The sequence below is a fragment of the Bacteroidota bacterium genome, assembly GCA_013360915.1.
Lineage (GTDB): Bacteria > Bacteroidota > JABWAT01 > JABWAT01 > JABWAT01 > JABWAT01.
In genome coordinates this window covers 19,555-38,911 of the sequence record JABWAT010000006.1, presented here as the reverse complement: position 1 = coordinate 38,911, position 19,357 = coordinate 19,555, and the positions used below count along the sequence as shown (strand labels likewise).

The window sequence follows — 19,357 nt, the reverse complement described above, 5'->3', positions numbered from 1 at the left end:
CAATCCCTCAGGCATTGATAATGGCCATTTCTACGAGCTTGACCGATAAATCATTCAGTTCATCTGCGGTGGCTGAAAGTTCACCACTCATGGCAGCCAGCTGATCCATCGTCCGGGTGATCAGATGAAGGGTGGAAACAATTTCCTCGCCAGCCACTTTTTGCTGAGTGGTCGACTGCTGAATCTGTCCGGCAGATTGGCTGGTTTCCTCTGCAGATCCGGCGAAATCCCGCATGGTCACCGACAAATCCCTCACCATTCCCACTCCCTGATAAATCGTCTTTCCTGCCTCTTCAGAGTTTTTAATCAGGTTCTGAACCGATTCCTGCATCTCTCTGATCATGGCCTTCACTTCATCGGTCGATTCCTGAACCGTATCTGCCAGTCTTCTGATCTCACCAGCCACGACCTCGAATCGTTTGCCGGTCTCACCCGCATTCGAAGCCTCGAGCGCAGCATTAAAGGCAATAATCTTGGTCTGTTCATTAATTCCACTGATAATGGAGATGATTTCAGTGATGCGGGATGCCTTTTTGCTTAAAGCAATAATATCCTGACTTCGCTGTTCATTCTGCCGACGGATTCCCTCCATCTGCCTGACCAGTTCATTAAAACTATCCTCTCCGTTCCGGGCACTGACCGAGGTACGGGTGGCCAGCCGGTTCACCTCACCCGCACTCTGACTGATCTGATCTCCCGTCGCGGCCATTTCTTCCATGGAGGAGGTGGTCTGGGCCACCGATGATGACAGGTGGACGGTCGACTCTCTGAACGTTCCCATCATACCATTGATCCGGTCACTCACCATCGAAAGCTGGATTCCTGCATCCTTGATTCGTTCAATCACAGCCGCCTGTGCTTTCGAAACCGATAAAATCGCCGATTGTAATTCCTGCATTTCCCGATCGGGAAGTGATGACCCGGTAAATTTAAACCCTCCACCCGACGCCACCTGACTCATCATTTGTGTCATGGCCTTGATTGGCCGGATGATCTTTCCTGAAAAAATCCATAAAAGAACCACAAGACCGGCCAGGGCCACAAGGTTGAAAAGGATCAGCATGTAGACAATCCGGGTAAGACCGGACCGGATTTCGGCCTGATCCAGTGTACCAATCAGGTACCAACCGGGTTGGGCCAGCCGTATTCCAAGCAGGTATCGGCCTGCCAGATCAGTCACCGAAACAGAGTCGGGATTCAATCCCGATGTCCAGACTGTAAACATTGAATCGGTCAAACCATCCGGCCAGACTGTGTCCTTCAGGGTCGCACCCGAAAACAACGTGTCTTCAACCGAAAGGATTCGCCCCGATTCATCGGCTACCTGTAACGTAAGTAAATGATCCTGTCCCGTGTAACGAAGCGTTTTTAATATCTGCTGAACGCTGATGTCTGCACCATAGGCACCAAGATACTCTCCATTTGCAGATGAGATCACAGGAGTGGCAATGGTTACCGCTGCCTTTTCCCGGTTGAAATCACCGTAGGATGCAATGGTTGTTTTCAGCGACTGACGGGTGGCGATGTACCAGGGGCGTTGGCGGCAATCATACCCTTTTCCGGCCGTGGACTGATTCAGATTACTGTAAAGCTGACCGTGATTTTCCGAACCGGCATACACCACCCGGATGGTATTTCCGGATTGAGATTTGTTCCGCTTCATGGCAGGTAAGACCCGGTTCCAGACCGGATCGGTTTCACGCTGCAGGTACTCCGCTGTTGTGCGTCTGGACAGAAGCAGTTCAAGATCGGGATTGTAAGTGGCGTAGCTCTCTACCTGTAGAACATAATTATCAATCTGCGATGTCAGCAGCATCCGCATGGCAAGCAATTGCTCAGAATAACTTTTCACAGTAGTGGTTCTGAGTAAATGATCAGCTACACGAAAGGAAATAACCGAAAAAACGATCATGACCAGCAGACCTGCGGAAAGGAAAAATAAAAAGGTCCGCGTTCGAATGCTGGTTTCAGCCATTCAGATCCCCTTTTTTGAATACGGCGGCAATGGATTCCAGTTCCTTCACAATCTGCCCGACCTCTCCGGACATGGCCACCACGTGACCGATGGCCTGGGAAAGATCATGGAGGGTTGCCACTATCTGCTCATTGGCGATTTTTTGCTGATTGGTTGCCAATTCGATCTGCTGGGTCGATGAAACCACAGTCTGGGTCGCACTGAAAATCGTATTGAATTGGTTTTCAACATCGCGGCTCGACTGCACCCCGGTGGTGATATATTGCGTATTTTCCTCGGTTCCTTTAATCAATTGCTGAGTCTGTGCCTGAATTTCATCGGTCATCAGACGGATTTCCTCCATCGACTCCTGAATGGTATCGGCCAGTCGCCTGATCTCATTCGCCACCACTGCAAACCGTTTACCGGTTTCTCCGGCACCCGAGGCCTCCAGAGCCGCATTAAAGGCAATCAGTTTGGTCTGTTCATTAATGGACCGGATCAGAGACATGATTTCGTTAATCCGGTTGACCTTTTTCTTCATCTGGATGACATCATGGGTCCGGTGCTGATTGTTTTTCTCGATATCCTCTATGCGTCTGACCAGTGCACGCATCAGATCCACACCCTGTCTGGACAGATTCTGATTGACACCAGCATTACGGGACACCGTACCGGCCGTTTCTGCAATGTTTACACTCGACTGATACATTTCTTCCACCGTGCTGGTGGTTTCCACGACGGCTGAAGATTGTTCAACCGTTGCAGAATTCAACTGAGTGACCGAATGTGCCAGCTGGTCGGCCAGTTCTGCGATCTGCTGCCCACGCTGTTCCAGCTGATCAAAAAGCTTCTGGTATTTATCGGCAAATTCGTTGAACCAATAGGCCAGTTCTGCAAACTCATCATTGCCCGTTATTTCCATTTTCTGTCCACGAAGCGAATTGCCCTGGGCAATGGCTTTCATGCGTTCAACCACTTTCACAAGCACCCTGATCATCCGCCTGACGATAAATCCGGCAGACAATACGATTAATAACAACACCAGTCCATCGATCAGAAGAATCGATTTTAACAGGTCATTGGTGGGTTCAAGAATGGCATCTTCCTTCACATCCAGTACGGCCATCCAGCCCATCGAACCGATGGGATGTGCGTAGAGGTAGTGGTTGGCACCGGTCAGAGATTCGTAAATGGACTTTTCAGCTTTTGTCTTTAGCAGGCTCTGAACAGATGAAACAAATTCAGGCGCAAAACTGATGGTTGTATCCGAAATGTGCTTTAATAAAAACTGGTTGTTGGGATGGTACAGTATTCTTCCAACCGAATCGATGACCATGGGCGTGGTGACCGAATCCGTCATGGCCCTGGCCAGTGCATTGATCAAACGATCTGTGGCCAGGTCAACACCGGCCACACCCAAAAGCCGCCCGGACTCATAGATTGGAGCGGAAATGGTGACATCGATGTTTTTCCGTGAATGAGCAAGGTAGCTGGTATAAGCCAGTCCATCCGACCGGACAGCCGATTGATACCAGACTCTGGTGCGGGCATCGTAAGTGGTGTAAGCAGTGTCGTTGTGACGGTAATTTTCGCCATGTTTCTGGCTCCCGACATACATCAGACGCACAGTTCCACCATAATTCTTCACCATGGCCTGCATATAGGTCGTGCGGAAGGTCTGCCAGTCCATATCTGACTTCCGTTGACGGAAATCAGCATAATCATGGTCCGTAAGAATCCGGCGGATGGTCGGCTGACCTGTGAGATAGACCACCATGGCCTCATATTGATGCAGAGCACTTTCGAGCTCACCGGACAGACCAGATGCTTTCGCCCGGTACAATTCATCCGAACGTAATAGAATCAATTCCCGGGCCGATTGATGGGCCATCCAGGAAACCACAGCAACAAGAACCAACGACAGGGCCAGAACGACCCATGTGAATTTTTGTTGGATACTGGTTGTCTTGATCATGCGAACACCTGTTACCTGTTTAGGTTTTTGAGGAATAATCCTGCAGTCGTTCCGGATTCACGACCGGTATAATGGCCTTATCATGCATAAAAAACAACCGGACCCAGGATAAGGTCCGGCCCATTCTGAAAAAGGAGGGAACGAGGGCCAGGGATTTCAGTTCCGGATCGTTGATCACCCGTTCCAGTTCAGTAACGGGAATACCCCGTATTTTACTTGCCGACCGGTAAAGTATCAGCCTCGAAAAGGTGTCAAGTGACGAGGGAACCACCTGGCCGGTTGTCAGCCAGTCCAGACTGACCACATAGTCTCCGACCCGGTAAAAAAGCGGCGATTCCTGACCGTATTCAACTGCAGCCGGATCGAACCGCTCAATCCGGTAAATCTGTTCACCGTTGATTCCGAACCGGTTTTCATTTACGCGGAAAAGCAAAAAGGAAATCACAGTGATCCGGTTTTTGTAAGATCGGTGATTTTCTGAAACACCTTCTGTGCATTCAGAAAGGCAACCTGTTGTTCCCTGTACTCAAATTCACCCAACACAAATTCTGCCTTATGCTCATCCAGTGTCTGAAGAGGAGCGTGAAGATTGCTCTTCGGAACGGCAATCACATCCTGTACATAATCAGCCAGGGCCCCCAGAATGTGATCATCGTACCGTAAAAACAGGATCCTTGTTCCGTAAACCGGTGAATCAAATGGAATATTCAGAATTTTTTTCAGATTGATGACCGCCTCTACCGTTCCCCTTAAGGTAACCAGTCCCGAGAAAAATGATGGAAGACCGGGAATCCGGGTAATCTGATCAAGTGTCGCGATTTCAAACACCGACCGGCCCGGAAAAGCCAGCAGATAATCATCCAGCCGAAAAATCACCATCTGCTCGGTTTCTTCATCGGCATAGATGATGGAGGCTTCCTTCTCCTTTTCCTCCAGCCTCGAAATCAGGTCATCAAGATTTTGTGATTTTGACATCGGTCACCCCGGAAAAACCATTACCAATAAATAGAGATAGACAATCGGTGCCACCAGAATAAGGCTGTCAAAGCGATCAAACATACCACCATGACCCGGAATGATTTTTGATGAATCCTTCACACCAAAATCCCGTTTGATCAGACTTTCAACCAAATCGCCAAGCGTACCCAGCGCACCAATTACCGAACCAATCATGACCAGTTCAAAGGTGGTGATTTGAAGGTTTCCAATCGGGGTCAGCCAACCGAATAGTACCATGGTAATCACCGCCGCAACAAATCCGGAAAGGGTTCCTTCCCAGGTCTTTTTCGGACTGATTCTGGGCATCAGCGGGGTACGCCCGAAATTGACCCCTCCGAAAAATGCAAACGTGTCACACATCCAGACCGAAAAAATAACCGCCAGACCCAACCACCCCAATGCTGGGTCCAGCACCGGGCTGTCAATAATCTGACGAATCCCCAGAAAGGATCCGATTCCAATTCCAACGTAAGAAGACCCGAAAATGGTAATGGCAATATTGATGGTGGGGTTCGGTTTGTTCCTGAAAAGTTCAACCAGCGGAATGACAAACAGGCTTCCGACCAGTATGTGGTAGTAAGAAACGTTGGGAATAACATTCATAAAACATACCGGATAGAGTACCGATAAACCGATGGAAAACCACAGATTCGGATGGAAATCCCGGGTTCGTGTCATGAGCAAAAGTTCCCAGGTGGCAACCACACTGATCAGCAGAATAATCGGGAAGAGCCACCACCCGCCTAAATAAATGCCGGCCAGTACCACCGGCCCAACCACCAATGAGGTAAGAACGCGAATAACAGTATTGGACATAAGATTAATCGTTTGGGGACTGATCCTCTCTGATGTGAGTCAATAATTCTGAGGCATCGGCAAGACGGTCTTTGGGGACCATTATTTTCAGCAGCGACAAATCTCCCGATGAAGTAATGTACGAGCTGTCCTTCTGGTTCAGCAATTGTACCGGAATTCCTGCGGACTCCAACTGGGTCTGATACATACCCGCCTCAAACTCAGCATTCAGGGTCAGGAGGACCACCCAGTCTTCATAAACCTGGTAGTGGTCATCACGGTCACAAAACCATCGATAACCATCCTGCTCTCCGGTACCTTCATGGATCCAGACACCGCAAATCACACACGCACCGGTGATATCCCGTTCCTGGGTGCGCAACGTAAACTGAAGTTTTCTTGCATCATTGACAAAATTCCCGCAATGGTCACAGAAAATCTGGTGATCACGCGTGTTTTCTCCGCAATGAAGGCAGGTGGTGAGGTCCTCAGTAATGAGTTCTGTATGGCAATCCGGACAGTCATCGACTTCCGGTTCATATTCATAACCGCATGATGGACAGTAATGCATATTGCCTCCTATTGTGTATCCGATTTGGGTTGCCGCACCAGCATCCATACACACCCGGAAAACAGGATGACAGAAAAGACCACACTTTGCCATGGAAGCTGATAATCCGGGTCATCCAATGGGATGTCCAGAGAGCCGTTCCCGGCCAGAAATACCATAGTCACGGCCAGACCGTTATTGACGAAATGAGCAAGGATTCCCGCCCAGAGAGAGCGGGTCCACCATACAATAAATGAAAAATACACTCCTAAAAGAAACAAACCAGTCAGTTGAAACGGATTAAAATGAAATAATCCAAACAACACCCCGGTCAGAAGAACAGGGGTGAGGCCAGAATAGCCTCTTGAAAAATTGCGCAGCAGGTATCCCCTGAAATAGAATTCCTCAATAAAGGCCGGAATAACTGCCACCACAATCAGGACCAGTCCAAACTCGGGAAGACTATCCGCAGTTACCATGGTTTTTAAAAGAGATTCCATCTGATCTCTGAAATCTGTCATTGCTGAGGGCCATGGAATCTGACGCTCCATATAGGCAATCCATTGGATGCAGGGTTGAATGGTAATCACCGAAAAAGGGATCAGAATAACCTGTTTCAGACTTAGCGGGCCATTTAAAAATGTATAGTCTGCCAATCGACGGGTCTGTAAAAGAATCAGAAGAAGAACCGGTATTCCAAGAAAAAAGACCTGAGATGCTCCCTGAATCAGTCGTGTCAGGTTTACATGGTCGGCCGGAGACTGGATCCCCGCCATCAGCATCAGGATAGCACCCATTCCCTGATAGAAAAGAAAGATGAGAGGCAGACTCAGAAATCCCAGCAGTACAGGACTGACTTTCTTTTGATCTGCCAGCCCTCCCCATTCTTCAGCAGGCACCTGAGCCCGCGTAACCGTTTCGTTTTCCATTATTTAACCCTGGCAGGAATTATTCTGCTGACCCCTTCAGCCTTTACTAGTTCCACATTGATTGATCCGATCAGAACCTTGGTTTCGACTTTGACAGGTATTTTATACTCGTCGTTCGTCAGCCACACCATGAGGGTGCCTTCATTTTTAAACAAGCCGCCAGCCTTGACCAATGGTTCAAGAACCACGCAATTAAAAGTTCCTGCAGGGACCGTGATACGTTGCCAGCCTCTGATAATGACATCAAGGGGAAACACTTTCCCTTTGGAATAGTTACTCAGCTTGATAACATCGCCTGCCTTCGCCGATTTAAGGTCCAGGTTTCTGAAGTAAAAAAAGGCACTGATGATATCGTGTGTGTAGGGTGGAATGCTGTATTGTTTGCTTTTTTCAAACGCCAACCCTCTTACCTGATCAAATTCAACCTCTATATCCCGTTTGTAGGAACCTTCCCGGGTCTTCTGAATGTACTTCCATGGATAAATCCCATATTTATCCAGATAGGAGATGTATTGATTCTGGACCTTGTAAATCCATGAAAAGGATGGGGTCGATTTGGCCTCGAAAAAGACTCGCTGGACTTCCCTGTTTTTATAATCGAATTCCTTATCAACCGACATGGTTCCGATACCCGCCACTATCAATCCATAACGGATATCAAAAGTCAGCTTTTCTCCCGTTCTGTAAGCATTCTTATTCAGATTACGGTAATTAAATTCCGGTTCCTTGGGCTTGACAGGTTCTGCCTTTACCGAACCACGGGATCCTGTTGAAGCCACTGGTCTGGAAGGTTTAACAGGAATGTCAGGAACAGGTTTATCACCGGGAACTTCAGGCTGAACGACCGGTATGGGTTCCGATGGAACAGGAACTTCCGCCACCAGAACGGCAACGGTATCTGTTGTATCAGAAGAAGCTCCGATCACAGGATCCTCTTCCAGGTAAAGAGCCGAATCCAATACAATCGCCGCGGTTGTGTCAAAAGGGCGCAAGGCCAGTGTATCATTCACAACAGGGTTATCGAACGCCAGGGTATCAGGGGTAACCGGATCAGGGGGACGTTCAAGGGTGATAGAGGGTGTCTGGGAACAACCCCAGAGGATGTTAATGAAAAGAATGAATGCCAGTTGTGGTAAAAAGCGAGACAAACGACCAGACTCCAGAAACTTTGGGGTAAGTTACAAAATTATATCAACTTACCCTAAATATTCAGAAATCCTTACGCTCCGGATGGTATTTTGGCATAAAATCAGATGCCAGATGGGTGTGTTTCCAGCGTTTATGGATCCAGTAATACTGATCCGGAAAGAGTCCGATGTACTTTTCTACCATCGCCAGGTACCGTCTGGTCAGTTGGTACCGGTTTTGGGGTGAAGGCTTGTCAAACAAGTCTTCAGACTGGATAAATTCATGGTAAATGGTAAATGTGCCGTCCTCATTTCTGATTGGGGCCAGAAAAATAATAGGAATCCGGTACCTGATTGAAAAAGTGGCCGGTCCCAGAAACACAGGAACTGGTTTGCCAAGAAAGAAATCCCAGTAACTGTCTGTCGGCGCAGATTGGTCGGCGGCCAATCCCAGACTCTCACCCCTCTCCAATTCCGGATACAGGATTTCACGGGCTTGTTCGGGCATGATCATCCGGTTCCCCGACTGTTGCCTGAGCTGATGCATAAACCGGTTAACCGAACGACTTTTGATTTTTTTACTGATGAAATAAACCGGATGTCCGGTCAGATGCCGGATGGTGCTCACAATAAATTCCCAATTCCCGATGTGTCCAAGTGCAAGAATGGCCGGTTGGCGCGATTGAAGGTATTTCCATGATTCACCATCGGGGTTGTCGATTGTAACCGAGCCGGTCAGTTGATCAGGCCGGACGCCCTTCATCCAGAAGTTCTCAACAAAGAGACAACCCATGTGTTCATAATTTTTCCTGATGATCTCCTCACTTACAGAAGAATCCAGATCGAAAAACCGGAAATAGTTTTCCAGATTTTTCCGTATAACCTTCCGACGGTAGGGAAACAGGTGATAAATAAACTGCCCGATCCTCTGGCCGGTGGCCAGCCGTTCCACGGCACTCATTCCGGAAAAGGCTGGGGAAATCAGATCAAAAAGCATGGTTCAGAATAGAACAGACTTATTGTTCGCGGTAATTGGAGGGATTAATACCAAGTCTGATCAGGTATTGAAGGTTATAGACTTCATCTCTGGCAGTGGAATGGATCAACTGATAATTTCCATATCCCGATAAATCCACGAAATAGAAATAAACACTCGACTGTCCCTTTACTTCAGGGTAGTACCATACCTCGAATGGTTTTACATTGACTTCAGAGGTCGAAACATAGATGTCATCACAGGAACCGTATTTCAGGTATACCTTTCCCCGGTCGGTCAGGTACCCTTCTTTTCCACCACCCCGGTACACTTTGTTCGCATAGGTAACCTTTTCGGTGTAACTGATCAGATTATTCGATGGATCGGTGGCACGGTTACTCCAGAAAGTCTCCATAAAGGCTTGTTTCTGACTCAGACTGGTAAGTCGTCTGTAAAGGGTAATTTCATCCGGCAGAGCAATATATTGTGCCTGGTCAAACAGCAAATCCAACTCATTTTCACTGTAGGAAGAAAACAAACTGCTCTGAGTGTTTACCCCGGGGTTTCGCCGGGCATAAGTAGTACTGTCCGAAGGCGACAAAAGAACAAAAAACGGCAGTGATGAAACCGCAGTAAATCCCACATTATTCCGGTACAATTGGGTCTGGATAACATGGCGCCCTGAACCAAACCTTAGCGCTGGTACCTGTCCGGAAATGGTCAAAAATCCACCCTCCTGCAAATGTTTAAATGTATGAACAATGGTATCTGCAAGTGAAGACTGAATCAGTAACTGATAGCCGTACCTGTCATTTTTTAAAGAATCGGGTAACCGGATAACATACTCAAATAAGACGGTATCCTCCTTGCTGAAATGATTGGACGGCAGTTTGCTGACGCGTAAGTCTGCTCTGAGCATTCTCATAGAAATGGGGACGGCCACATCACCGTATGGGTTTCTGCTGATGGGAACTTTGTAATAAAATAGTCTGATATTCCGGCCACTGGCAGAAGACACATGCAGACTATCTGTGTTTTTTAAAGTAATCAGACTTTTATAAGATGAAAATACTTTATCGGATTGAAGCGGAATCCTGTAAATAACCTGCGCAGCTATCCGGTCACTGCTTCCTGAAATAAATAAAGTATCAATCTGCTGGTAGGATTGGACGGTGACAATTAATTGATCAGTACGTGTTGAATCGGTCCAGGACTGTGGGATTCTGATCAGTTGTACATCATAGCTGGTAGCAGGTTGACTGAAGCACGGCAACGCGAAGGTAAAAAGTCCACTAAGTGTTAAAAGGATTAACCGTGAAGACCTAATTAACTCTTTGTTTTTCCCTTTTAAAATCTTCATCATAGTCGGGATTATAAACTTCCCCGTTTTTGGTACTGTGTACAAGTCTGAACTCTTTATTTCGGTTAATGTCAATAAAAATGAACTCAACACCATTTTCAATGGAATGGTATTGCCATAGTTCAATATCAACAGTTTTATATTCAAAGGGGACCTTTTCAATTTGATCAGGTATTCCATAAATCAACAGAATCCGGCCTCTGTCCGTTTGGTAAAAGGGGGTTCCGAGGTACTCAAACTTAGAGGTTCTGGCAATGCTGATCCGATCTCTCAGCTCATGAAAAGTAGGAAGCCATTGATCTTCTTTCTGTTCTCTGATGGTCCAGAATCTGTTCAAAAAGGCAAGCTGATCGGTTCTGTTGATCAGTCCTTTTCTGATTCTCCTCTCATCAGCGGTTTCGAACAAGGAGGAAACCTCCAGTAATTCCGATAGTTCTGTAGTCGAATAAGTGGTCAGGTAGAATGGATCTTCTGTATTCCGGAGAGTGGGTTCAGCGGAGACAGTTCCTTTAATAAAAATATCAGAGGATACACCACTGAACAGGACTTCCCGTTTTTCGTTATAAATATCAAAACTGATGGTGGCCCGGCCGCCATTCTTAAATGTTCCGGGCAATCGACCAATCGGCACATCAAAACCTGGTGACGTTGAAGATGGGGTAAACTGACTTCTCTTGCTTAGTGTTGCTTCCTCTGATAAATCCAGGCTCCAGCCAAGAGTCAGTTTGGTACCAATAAATTTTTTGGGCAGAAAGAGTTGTATAGTAAGAAGAATAGAATCTGAGGCCGTTTCGAAAAGAGGTTTATGGACTCTTATTATTCCACCCCGTGTATCTTTTATTGCGGCTACAGTGCTGTAGATTACGGTTCCAAGGTCCGATTGAACAGCTTTAAAAGACTGACCAGACTGAATTGTCTGGTCATTATAGGTAAGTAAGCGTTTGAATTCACCAGATGTGGATTGGTTTCCCTGATTAAAAACCTTGATGGTTTTTTTATTTGACACTTCAATCCAATCTTCGCCAGGGTTAAACTGAAGCGCCGTGGAAACCAACGGTTCCTCTGGACCTCCTCCGAGTACCACTCCCCATTGGTATTGAAGATTCACGATCTGTTTTACTGGAAAATAAATCAGATCAGTTGAAACAACATCGGCCGAATCACCCCTCAGTTCTACAAACTGATGAGAAGGAATTATCAGAGGATCCTGGGCATGTATGGTAAATGAGGAAAGGAGAAGGAAGGAGAGGATAAGTGTTTTCATAATAAAAAAGTTTCCTGCTCCCGCTGACCTTTCTTTCAGGTGTCTGATGAAAGGAAACTACGGAAACAGGAAACCAGATTTGAAGTTAAAATCAGATTCCGATCTTGACGGATACTAACTGATTGGCGTCACCGAAATACTCAACTGCCCGGTAACCATAATCAAAAGTGATATCAAAGCCTAGATTATAGTTGAGGCCAACTCCGAATGTCGCTCCAAAAGGAGTATCAGTTGCATCTACTGCATAACTGTATCCCCCGCGGATGTACACCAGGTTGTTGTAGCTGAGCTCACCACCAAAATTGTACAGATCATAGGAAATGTTTCTGTTCACATAATTGGATCCCATATTCAGACTCATCAGATCCGACATATCCAGTTTGTAGGATACACCGAACTCGAATGACGACGGAATGTCGAAGGGCTCGGAAGGCGTCACATACTTTTTCTTCCCTGCCGAGGGAGGAGCACCGTTTGCCCGCGAATCTGCGTTGGTAAGACCCTGGCCTTCAAATACCATCTTGGTCAGACCGATATCCTTTACAACGATTCCAAAATTCAATCCGGGTATAACCCCCGAACCTGAGTATTGAAACCCGACATCCACGCCAACACCGGTTGCAGATGCATTTGAAATGCTCTCATGAATAACCTTAACAGTGGTTCCGAACTGTATGTATTCAGTCAGTTCCTTTGCATAGGTTAGACCCAATGTGACAAATGTGGGCGAAAAGGTTTCACCGGTCCCATATGGGTTGGTGGTTGTGGTTTTTGTAATTTCACCGAAATCGAGACTTTTAATGGTGAAACCAAAATTTCCCACATCGCCGGCATTGATACCTGCACCGAAATAGTAGACGTTGATATCTGCAAGGTACTTCATATTACTGAAATACACCTCGTTTTTCGGCATCAGACCAACCGATGCAGGATTAAGGGTTACCCCATCAATTCCACTCAGATTAGCAGTGAATGAATTACTCAGAGCAAGATTCCGTGCACTGACGGGTATCATTATCTCTGTTGCTCCGGCTGTACCGACACGGTCTTTATTCCCTGCCTGAACCGGGAGGGAGGTTGCCATCCCAAGGACAGCAACCATTCCAACGATATAGATTGTCTTTTTCATGCGTTATTGTCTCCCGTCAATTAGAAGATTTCAATCCGCTCCTGGCGTTGAACCAGAGCAAACTTTAGTGTCTTGTTACCTACACCCGGTGCATCAATGTTAATCAGATAAACACCCGATGCAACGTTCAGACCAGTGGTATTCTTCAGATCCCAGCGGAGCATGGCAAACGGATCGTCCTTCTCAATTTTCCTGACCAGTTCCCCGGCAAGATTGTAGATACGGACGGTGGCCACTTTTGGCATCCCCAGCAAGGTAACAAATCGTGAATTGGCACTGATTTCCTGCGGATTATCGCCCATATAGGGATTCGGATAAATAGTCAGTTTGTCAAACGCATTTCCGCGATTCTCTGCATAGTACTTATCTGCAGAAGTAAATCCGGAAATTTCAAATTCATCTCCGGAAGTCCATGCAGATGTCTTCAGAGTGATTTTTTGACCATCCACCATTTGGAGGGTATCTCCGACCGGTTCCCAGGCAAGAATCCAGGGATTCTTGAATTCACCCTTTTGAACCAAGGTGAACATGTAAGGATCAAGCAACGTTGAATCCTTCACGTCAATCAGATTCGGATCATAATCCTCTCCCGATATCAGAATCGTCTCACGTGCAGAAGCGGTTCCGTTCCATCTGCCATTTACATGGAGATTAGAAGTAGCCGGATTTCCCGGGACTGGAATAAACGATTCCACAAGTGCAACCTTCAGCCGTCGATTCTGACCATATGACTTGTCCCATGCAATGATAGGCAAATCAATTACACCGACACCAGGTTTTCTGGTGGCCCGTATTCTTCCTGCTGAAGGCAGATCTGTGGTGTTCTGTGCCAGATAGCCGCCCCAGACAATGGAATCAGTGGTCGTGGAAAAATTGGAGGCCACATGTTTTGGCATATATGGTCTGGCAAAACTTCCTACAGGAGGTCTAACACCAGAGATATACCGATAGGCTTTTGAAGGGGCCGCTTTATTGAATTCAATTTCAATTTCACGAACCATGGAGGATTTGGCAGGAGAAAGAACCTGCTTATCCAACCCGGCCGTCAGAGGATCATCCTTGATAAATCCACCGGATACATTCTTTGAAGACAATGTGGTATGATCGGCACCATTCTTGGTTCTGATAGCCGACTTTCCAACCCAGGTTGCCCCTGAATTATCTACCTGTGTAACACTTGCTGTTGCTTCACCCACCCGGATTGACAATCCGTCTATAACAGGATTGATCAAATTGGTAGAGTACTGCAGCAAGGTATCAAGGTTTGCAGGTGCAACAGTGTCCGCTTTTCTCTTGATACGATAAGCCAGATCCGTTTTGTTTGGATAGAAGAATTCAACTTCGTAAGCTGCTCCATCGACAACAGCATTTTGATTAACCACATCAACCACAACTGGTCCATCACCCGATCCCTGGGTCTTCTTTACATATTTTCCGCCATAACTGGCAGCGCTCTGACTGGCACCAATGATATATGGTTCCCGGACAGTAGACCGGTAGGTTATTGGGATGAAACTGGCAATCGACTCGCTGATCGGATCTGGTCCGCTGTATCCAATCACAAGGCCATCCTTATTCAGCAAGGTGTCCATGTAATTTACTTCAATGTTGAAAGAGGAAACGCCAAAGAAATAATCTTCCCCATCAATAAACGGGAAGTTTGTAAACGCATCAACAGGAACGTTGTAGGTAAAATAAGATTCATCATTGCTGTAATCTGAATCATTATCAAATGTGGTCTTGGTTTCATAAACCAGGTTTTGGGTCAACCCATCAGCTGATTTTTTGTAAACCATGTTATATCCATCAGCACGGGAAATGCTGGCCAACAATTTTTTATTGGCCACACCGTCAATTTCGTCCGCTGTTGAATTGGTCAGATATTGATAAATGTTATATCCCTTAAACAATTTCTTGTTGTTCAGGTCATCCTTCTGTACATCGGTAAAGGATTCTTTGGACTTAAATGTAATATTAAGTCCGCCTTTATCATCCGTGCGGATCAAGCCTTCCTTTGGTGCAGGAGGAGGACCGGCAACCTTGAAATTGGCGTTAAATACCTTTTGAGCGAAATCATCAACCACACGGAGTTTGGCAACAGAATTGAAATTGTCTGATCCCTGACCAACCATGTAACCAACCACCACAATCTGCGTGTCACCAGGTGCAATGGTAAATTGTTTGGTATTGATCATCATCCGTTTGTCACCACCGTTAACATCGCGCCAGCCGGTTCCCAATTCTGGATACCCCGGGTGCACAATCCTCGGATTATCTGTAGCGGTTCCGCCAGCCCCTTCCGACAAAGGATTAAAGGGAGCACCATTGAATTTATATCCCTCCTGGTAGTAACGGGCTTCATCAATGGTACCTGGATCAGGCAGGGTGGGGTCACCCCGTACATATTTCACAAAGGAATCCATAACCAGTTCCTTGAACCCGACTTTAGGCCTTCCGAGAACAAAGGCAGTATCAGTCGAAACCCCGGTTTCAATCTGTGGACCAAGGAAAAAGTCATAGCCAGAGGCAGGAGGGGCCGCTCCGTAGGTTGCATCATTGTTCGACGCATTGTAACAGTAAGCAAGTGAACGTGGAATTCCGGTCAGGTTATTTGGTAGCCCCTTACGGTCTATACGGGTAGTATCTACACCAACCAGGTCATCCTCTGAGTCACCAAGATCCGGGTCTGACCAAACAGAGAAAATGGCACGCTCAATAGGAAAAGATCCCTTGTTGATAAATTTATAAATGACATAAGCCACATTACCCAATTCGTTCTGAACAGCAAAGGAAAAGGCATTTACCTGTGCTTCCAGGCCGAATTGCTTTGAACCCCGCAGACGATTGGCCGGAATGATCCCATCATTAATCACGTACCACAACATCTGATCACCCCGTAACAGAGGTAAATCTCCGTTGGCAGGATCATATGTTTTCGTTGGAGTGTTGCCATTCGGGTATTCGACACCATCCTTTGTTACAAAGGGGGCTCCCATATCAGCCGGCCAATTGATAATATCAGTATTGGCACTAGGGCTGTCACCTCGGGTGTATTTATACACTTTAAACCGTGGATTATTTGGGTCTGCAGGAACTCCGTTCACGATATTGCCGGGCTGCCATTCTTCAATCCGTGAAGCAGAAGCCATCCAGGCGGTGCTCAGATCTCCGTCAATGTACCCACTGAAGGTAAATCCGGCAGCGAAGATCGGGTGTTTTCCCGATCCCTTCGGATATTCAATGGACCAGTTTCCGGATGGATCCTGAATGTTTCCTGTATTCTCGAAATAGATAAGGATATTATTGATATCCAGATAGTTAAAATCAACAAAGGCAGATTGTTTTTTAATCCCCTTGGTTGTTTTTGTGTCGGGTTTAACCCCCGCAACCGAAGAACTGATTGCAAGAGCCAGTAACAACAGCCCTGCAGTCAGTTTTTTCATTGTCTGAAACGTTATCATCTAAAAACTCCTGTTTCTTCAAATTTGGATTAAAGATCGAAGCGCATACCGAGGCGGATCTGACGGGCTGCTCCATAATTTTCAGGATCCCGCTCCCAACGCCGGTAATCGGTTTCGTAATTCGGATTGTTTGCAACAGCAAGTCGACCTTCTGGTGTCTGGAGGAATCCTGTGTCCTCAGCCGATCCCGTTGCACGGTAAATGGTAACCGCATTTGCATTGTCCAACAGGTTGATTACCCAAACATAGAAGTTCAGATTTAACTTGTTGGTACCAATATCAAGACCGATTGTTTTATCGAATTTTGCATCGACCCTGAAGGTAGACGGACCCACTGCTGAGTTAACCGTTCCAAGTGTCCGGGTAATAGGTGCTCCTCCGCCATTGTAGACATCATAAGGCACAATGGGGGTGTAAGGACGTCCGGAACTGAAGGTGATCACCAGATTGGCTCCCAGTCTGGAGAGAGGATACATACCAGCAACTTCAGGACCATCGTTGTTCTTGGTACGGGCATCTACCGAAGCCGTAAAAGTATGACGCTGATCGAAATCAAGAAGGTTTACCTGCCTTGGAATGATATTGGAGCGGAACGCCGCAACGAAGTTCGAATTCGATGTGGAACCAGTTCCTTCTGCAATCTGATACAGGTAGTTTGCTGATAACTGGAAGTAGTCAGCGATCCGACGGGTATTGGTAGCAAGTGATATCCCACGAACAGTTGCAAAGTCAATGTTTGATGTCGAATAGTATTGACCCTTTGGAGAATTGAAAATGGTCTCATTCACCAGATCACGAACTTCCTTATAGAAGACCGTCATATCAATTGAAGCAAGTGTCCCGAAAGCATAGTTGATACCAGCTTCGTACTGAATGGTATTCTCAGGCTTGACATTTCCATTGTTTGCTTCAAGTGCCGCATCGTTTTCCAATAAGCGCAAACGGGATTCAAATGCATACACATCGAAGAATGGAGGTGAAGCAATGAACCGACCATATTGTGCGTGGAATTTCATAGACTCGGTCACAGGGAAGGCGATACCCAAACGCGGCGAGAAAAAGATGAAAACTTCCTGATCTTCAAGATCTCCTGCATCGAGCTTATTATCCGCTCCTAAAGGCAGATTGACATTTTTAACCTGCTTTCCGTTCGGATTAAAGTAATCCATCCGTAGTCCGGCATTAAAAATAAGATCCTTCAACTCAATCTTATCCTGAATATAGGCCGAGGCCATAATCGGATATAAGGGGTTGAAAGTGGTAACACCATCACCCTTATCGGAACGTGAACCCGCGATGTCATAACCCACGGCACGTCCAAACTGTTCGTAAAAACGTAATTCAGGGGATTTGGTATCCTTTTCAATGGCCAGTCCGGCAGGACCAACACCAAAGGTTCTGAAGGTATGCATCTGCCAGTCAAAACCAGCTTCCACAAGGTGATTGCTTAGCTGGGAAGTAATAGAAAAGGCAGTTCCCATGTAGTCATCAGAACTGAGTACATACCCGTTATTAATCCGACCACGCTCATTGAACACCAGGTTTTCATCCAGTCCATAATTTCCACCTTGTGCCGGATGGACACCAGTGGTCAGACGAGGATTGAGAAGGGCCATGGTGGTGTCACCGTAGGCATCCAGTTTATCAAACCAGACTCCATCTCCGCGGGCAGCTTCCTGAAAACGGTAGTGGAAATCCAGATTCATAAAGGTGTACTCATTCAGAGTGTAGGAAATCCGTTGATTGGCCAGCCACTGGTTCTCAACCACTCTGGGATTGTGTGAGGAATTATTCTTTGAATAAAGATGAACATAGTTGCGGTCCTGACGGTACGAACCGTGCATGGAGGTTGTAAAACGCCACGTGTTGCTCAAATTCCAATTCAGCTTTCCTGAATATTTATGTACCCCGCCTTCCATATCCTTGCGGGCCTCATCCGTGGAATACCGGGGGTTGGTGTCCTTCAGCCAGGTTCTTTCATAGGAAGTGAAAAACGACAGATTCGGGATCAATGGAATCGGACCGCTTGCATTCACAGCATAGAGATTATAGCCAAAGTTATCAGTGAATTCAGAGGTAATCACTTCACCGCCAAAATTGTACCGGTCTGTTCCGGTTTTTGTAACAGTGTTTACAATACCAGACATGGCTTTACCGTACTTGGCTTCGAATCCACCAACCTGTAGTGAAATCTGATCGATTGCACTCTGAGCCAATTGTCCGGAGGCACCACCACCTGCATTATCATTTACCATGACACCATCGATAATGTAGGCTGTTTCATTTCCACGACCACCACGGATGTTCAGTGTGGCGTTTCGGGTTTCCCCCCCAGAGTTATCGGTTTTAACAACACCTGCTGTTAAAGAAGCAATGTTTTGAACCCCCCGTGTGGGAAGATTGGCAATTTGCTCCTTTTCAATCACCCGAACAGAGTTGGTGGCACCTTTTTCAAACAAAGGTCTGGTTGCCTGAACCACGATTTCGTCGACTTCGAGATCAAGTTCCTGAAGCTGCATGTCAACCGTAACGGTGTTATCAGGAACAACCCGAACACCCTTGACTACAACCGGCTTGTAACCCAGATAGGCAAATTTGATGTCATATACACCAACAGGCACATTCAGGATATTGAATCGTCCCTGACGGTTTGTGGATGCACCAAACTGAGTCGAAACCAATACAACGTTGGCCAACTCAAGTGGTTCTCCTGTCTTTTTATCAGTCACCGTACCAGAAACTTTTCCGGTGACATCCGCGTATGAGGTTGCTGGCAGCAACATGGCCGCACTCACAACCATCAGCATAAGTCTTTTTAACATTGTGTAGTCCTCC

At 46.6% G+C, this 19,357-nt stretch carries 14 protein-coding genes; all 14 read right to left on the bottom strand.

Features of this window, described 5'->3' with window-relative positions; all coding sequences use genetic code 11:
* Positions 1-7 precede the first annotated feature (7 nt).
* Positions 8-1,975: a methyl-accepting chemotaxis protein gene (locus HUU10_08880; GenBank protein ID NUQ81709.1), complete on the bottom strand. Its 1,968-nt coding sequence runs from the start codon at positions 1,973-1,975 to the stop codon at positions 8-10.
* Entirely contained in the window at positions 1,968-3,932 is a 1,965-nt protein-coding gene (locus HUU10_08875) for a methyl-accepting chemotaxis protein (GenBank protein ID NUQ81708.1), read from the bottom strand. Before HUU10_08875 ends, HUU10_08880 begins: the two co-directional genes overlap by 8 nt.
* A gap of 19 nt (positions 3,933-3,951) precedes the next feature.
* Complete coding sequence (locus HUU10_08870; protein ID NUQ81707.1) at positions 3,952-4,377, bottom strand: hypothetical protein; 426 nt, start codon at positions 4,375-4,377, stop codon at positions 3,952-3,954.
* Positions 4,374-4,907 (bottom strand): chemotaxis protein CheW, encoded by a 534-nt coding sequence (locus HUU10_08865; protein ID NUQ81706.1) that lies wholly within the window; start codon positions 4,905-4,907, stop codon positions 4,374-4,376. The genes HUU10_08870 and HUU10_08865 overlap by 4 nt, the downstream gene beginning before the upstream one ends.
* A gap of 3 nt (positions 4,908-4,910) precedes the next feature.
* Positions 4,911-5,747: a phosphatidate cytidylyltransferase gene (locus HUU10_08860; protein ID NUQ81705.1), complete on the bottom strand. Its 837-nt coding sequence runs from the start codon at positions 5,745-5,747 to the stop codon at positions 4,911-4,913.
* Positions 5,748-5,751: 4 nt separating this feature from the next.
* Positions 5,752-6,297 (bottom strand): DUF2007 domain-containing protein, encoded by a 546-nt coding sequence (locus HUU10_08855; GenBank protein NUQ81704.1) that lies wholly within the window; start codon positions 6,295-6,297, stop codon positions 5,752-5,754.
* An 8-nt stretch (positions 6,298-6,305) separates the two neighbouring features.
* On the bottom strand, positions 6,306-7,205 hold the full coding sequence (locus HUU10_08850; protein NUQ81703.1) for a CPBP family intramembrane metalloprotease: 900 nt from the start codon (positions 7,203-7,205) through the stop codon (positions 6,306-6,308).
* A complete protein-coding gene (locus HUU10_08845) occupies positions 7,205-8,353 on the bottom strand; it encodes a DUF3108 domain-containing protein (GenBank protein ID NUQ81702.1) in 1,149 nt (382 codons plus the stop codon). Before HUU10_08845 ends, HUU10_08850 begins: the two co-directional genes overlap by 1 nt.
* Positions 8,354-8,414: 61 nt before the next feature.
* Positions 8,415-9,329 (bottom strand): lysophospholipid acyltransferase family protein, encoded by a 915-nt coding sequence (locus HUU10_08840; GenBank protein ID NUQ81701.1) that lies wholly within the window; start codon positions 9,327-9,329, stop codon positions 8,415-8,417.
* A 19-nt stretch (positions 9,330-9,348) separates the two neighbouring features.
* Complete coding sequence (locus HUU10_08835; protein ID NUQ81700.1) at positions 9,349-10,581, bottom strand: GWxTD domain-containing protein; 1,233 nt, start codon at positions 10,579-10,581, stop codon at positions 9,349-9,351.
* Positions 10,582-10,630: 49 nt separating this feature from the next.
* A complete protein-coding gene (locus HUU10_08830; GenBank protein NUQ81699.1) occupies positions 10,631-11,932 on the bottom strand; it encodes a GWxTD domain-containing protein in 1,302 nt (433 codons plus the stop codon).
* 91 nt (positions 11,933-12,023) lie between these two features.
* Positions 12,024-13,061 (bottom strand): PorV/PorQ family protein, encoded by a 1,038-nt coding sequence (locus HUU10_08825; protein ID NUQ81698.1) that lies wholly within the window; start codon positions 13,059-13,061, stop codon positions 12,024-12,026.
* A gap of 20 nt (positions 13,062-13,081) precedes the next feature.
* The gene (locus tag HUU10_08820) at positions 13,082-16,504 is read right to left on the bottom strand and encodes a T9SS type A sorting domain-containing protein (protein ID NUQ81697.1); all 3,423 of its coding nucleotides are present in this window, start codon (positions 16,502-16,504) and stop codon (positions 13,082-13,084) included.
* A gap of 47 nt (positions 16,505-16,551) precedes the next feature.
* Positions 16,552-19,344 (bottom strand): TonB-dependent receptor, encoded by a 2,793-nt coding sequence (locus HUU10_08815; GenBank protein ID NUQ81696.1) that lies wholly within the window; start codon positions 19,342-19,344, stop codon positions 16,552-16,554.
* Positions 19,345-19,357: the final 13 nt, after the last annotated feature.